This window comes from Microbacterium sp. CCH5-D1, assembly GCF_001557335.1.
In the GTDB taxonomy this organism is placed as follows: domain Bacteria; phylum Actinomycetota; class Actinomycetes; order Actinomycetales; family Microbacteriaceae; genus Microbacterium; species Microbacterium oxydans.
Map to the genome: position 1 here is coordinate 1 of NZ_LSJW01000106.1, position 2,633 is coordinate 2,633.

At 67.0% G+C, this 2,633-nt stretch carries 3 protein-coding genes; all 3 read left to right on the plus strand.

What is annotated here, in order from left to right:
* The first annotated feature begins 42 nt into the window (after positions 1 to 42).
* On the plus strand, positions 43 to 1,080 hold the full coding sequence (locus tag AX744_RS07080; protein ID WP_197429174.1) for an ABC transporter ATP-binding protein: 1,038 nt from the start codon (positions 43 to 45) through the stop codon (positions 1,078 to 1,080).
* Positions 1,077 to 1,874: an ABC transporter permease gene (locus tag AX744_RS07085; protein ID WP_017201954.1), complete on the plus strand. Its 798-nt coding sequence runs from the start codon at positions 1,077 to 1,079 to the stop codon at positions 1,872 to 1,874. The genes AX744_RS07080 and AX744_RS07085 overlap by 4 nt, the downstream gene beginning before the upstream one ends.
* A 62-nt stretch (positions 1,875 to 1,936) precedes the next feature.
* Positions 1,937 to 2,633 (plus strand): glycine betaine ABC transporter substrate-binding protein (locus AX744_RS07090; protein ID WP_061015995.1); only part of this gene is annotated, 697 nt, incomplete at its 3' end.

Below are 2,633 nucleotides of genomic sequence, written 5' to 3' on the forward strand. Positions count from 1 at the left end.
TCCTCGTGCTCGTCGCCCGCCTCACCACCTCAAGGGGTCTCCGTGCCTGACATCACAACGAACACCGGCGTTCTCACCTCCCTCGCGGCGCAGCAGGGCGGCGTCGACATCGTCCTCGACCACATCACCAAGCAGTACCCGGGTCAGCAGAGGCCCGCCGTCGAGGACTTCTCGATGCGTGTCGAGCCCGGCGAGCTGATCATGTTCGTCGGCCCCAGCGGCTGCGGCAAGACCACGACGATGAAGATGATCAACCGCATCATCGAGCCGACCTCCGGGTCGATCCGGATCAACGGCGATGACGTGCTGTCGCTCGACGGCAACGAGCTGCGTCGGCACATCGGCTACGTCATCCAGCAGATCGGCCTGTTCCCGCACTTCACGATCGCCGAGAACATCGCGATCGTGCCGAAGCTGCTCGGCTGGTCCAAAGCCCGTATCGCCGAGCGCGTGGACGAGCTCCTGCGCACCGTGCAGCTCGACCCGGGCACGTTCGCACAGCGATACCCCCGTCAGCTTTCCGGCGGGCAGCAGCAGCGTGTCGGAGTGGCCCGGGCACTGGCTGCCGATCCGCCCGTCATGCTCATGGACGAGCCCTTCGGTGCGACCGACCCGATCACGCGGGAGAAGCTGCAGGCGGAGTTCCTGCGCATTCAGGCCGACATCGGCAAGACCATCATCTTCGTGACGCACGATTTCGAAGAGGCGATCCGCATGGGCGACCGCATCGCAGTGCTGAGCGATCGCAGCCAGATCGAGCAGTTCGACACTCCGGCGCGCATCCTCGCCGAGCCTGCCAACGACTATGTACGATCGTTCATCGGCGAGGGGGCCGCCCTGAGGCGTCTCGCTCTGATCCCGGTGACGGACGCGCGAATCGGATCCGCGGATGCCGCAGCCCCGGCCGTCACGGTCGACGAGCACTCCTCGCTGCGCGAGGCCCTCGACACCCTGGTGCTGACCGGCGCCGCGCGCGTCAACGTCACCCGCGCCGGGGCGGTCGTCGGCTCGATCGACCAGGCGGCCATCTCGGCAGCGCTGGGCTCCGAAGGCCCCGCGCGTCGCGCCGAGGAGGCGTGACCGTGACCGGCCCCCAGGTCGTGCCCTCCGCGACCACGATGCTGCGCACGCAGTCCGCGCCCCGACGCGGCATGCCCGTGCTGCTGCGCCGCCTGATGCCGCTCATCGTCGTCGCGGTCGTGCTGGTGCTCACCTACGTGTGGGTGTCGAGCCTCGACCTCGACTCGATCGAGCAGCGCACGCTCAACGCCGACTACATCACGGCCCGCATCGGCGAGCACCTCGTGCTGTCGATCATCGCCTCCGTGCTCGTGGCTGTGCTGGCGATCCCCGCCGGCATCGCGGTGAGCCGCTCCCGATCGAAGGTGTTCCGCGGCGTCGTGATCGGCATCGCGAACATCGGTCAGGCGACGCCGGCGATCGGCGTCGTGATCCTGCTCGCAATCGTCTGGCAGACGGGATTCACGACGGCACTGCTCGCACTCGTGATCTACTCCTTCCTGCCCGTGCTGCAGAACACGATCGCGGGCCTCGCCCAGGTCGATCCCAGCATCCGCGAGTCGGCCCGGGGCATGGGCATGACCCCGTCACAGGTTCTGCGCCGAGTGGAGCTGCCGCTCGCCTCGCCCGTGATCCTCGCGGGACTCCGCACCGCGCTCGTCTTCGCGGTCGGTGTGGCCACGGTCGCGACCTTCATCAACGCCGGCGGTCTCGGCGACATGATCATCAACGGCCTGAAGCTGCAGCGCTATCCCGTTCTCGTCGTCGGAGCGATCCTCGTCGCCTCGATCGCCGTGCTCATCGACTGGGCCGCCGGCGTCGTGGAGGACATCGTTCGACCCAAGGGCCTCTGAGCACCACCACTCCACCACTAATTCACATGCACAGCACACTCCCTTCCCGAAAGGAACTTGCAATGAACACACGCACCATCGCCACCGCCTCGTTCGCCGCCATCGCCGCCGGCGCTCTGCTCCTCACCGGCTGCTCGTCCGGTGCCGGCGGAGGCTCCGGAGCCCAAGGCGACGAGCTGGAAGGTCTCACTGGCGAGATCGGCTCGAAGGACTTTTCGGAGCAGTACATCCTCGCCTACATGACGGCGGAACTGCTCAATGCGCACGGTGCCGACGTCGAGGCCAACACGAAGCTCGTCGGCTCCGCCAACGTGCGTCAGGCGCTCGAGAATGACCAGTTCCTCGGCTACTGGGAGTACACCGGCACGTCGTGGATCACGTACAACGGCAATACGACGCCGGTGCAGGGCGCCGAGGCGCAGTTCGATGCCGTCAAGGGAGCGGACGCCGAGAACGGCATCGCGTGGCTCGACCCCGCGCCGTTCAACAACACCTACGCCTTCGCGATCCGTAAGAAGGAGGCTGACGAGCTGGGCGTGAAGACGCTGAGTGATGTCGCAGCCCTGCCGAGCGCCGATCAGACGTTCTGCATCGAGAGCGAGTTCTCGACGCGCGACGATGGCTGGCCGGGTCTCAAGGCCGCCTACGGCTTCGATGCCCCGGACTCGAACGTCACGATGCTCGACACCGGCGTCATCTACACGGCGACCCAGAAGGGCGACGACTGCAACTTCGGCGAGGTCTTCCAGACCGACGGCC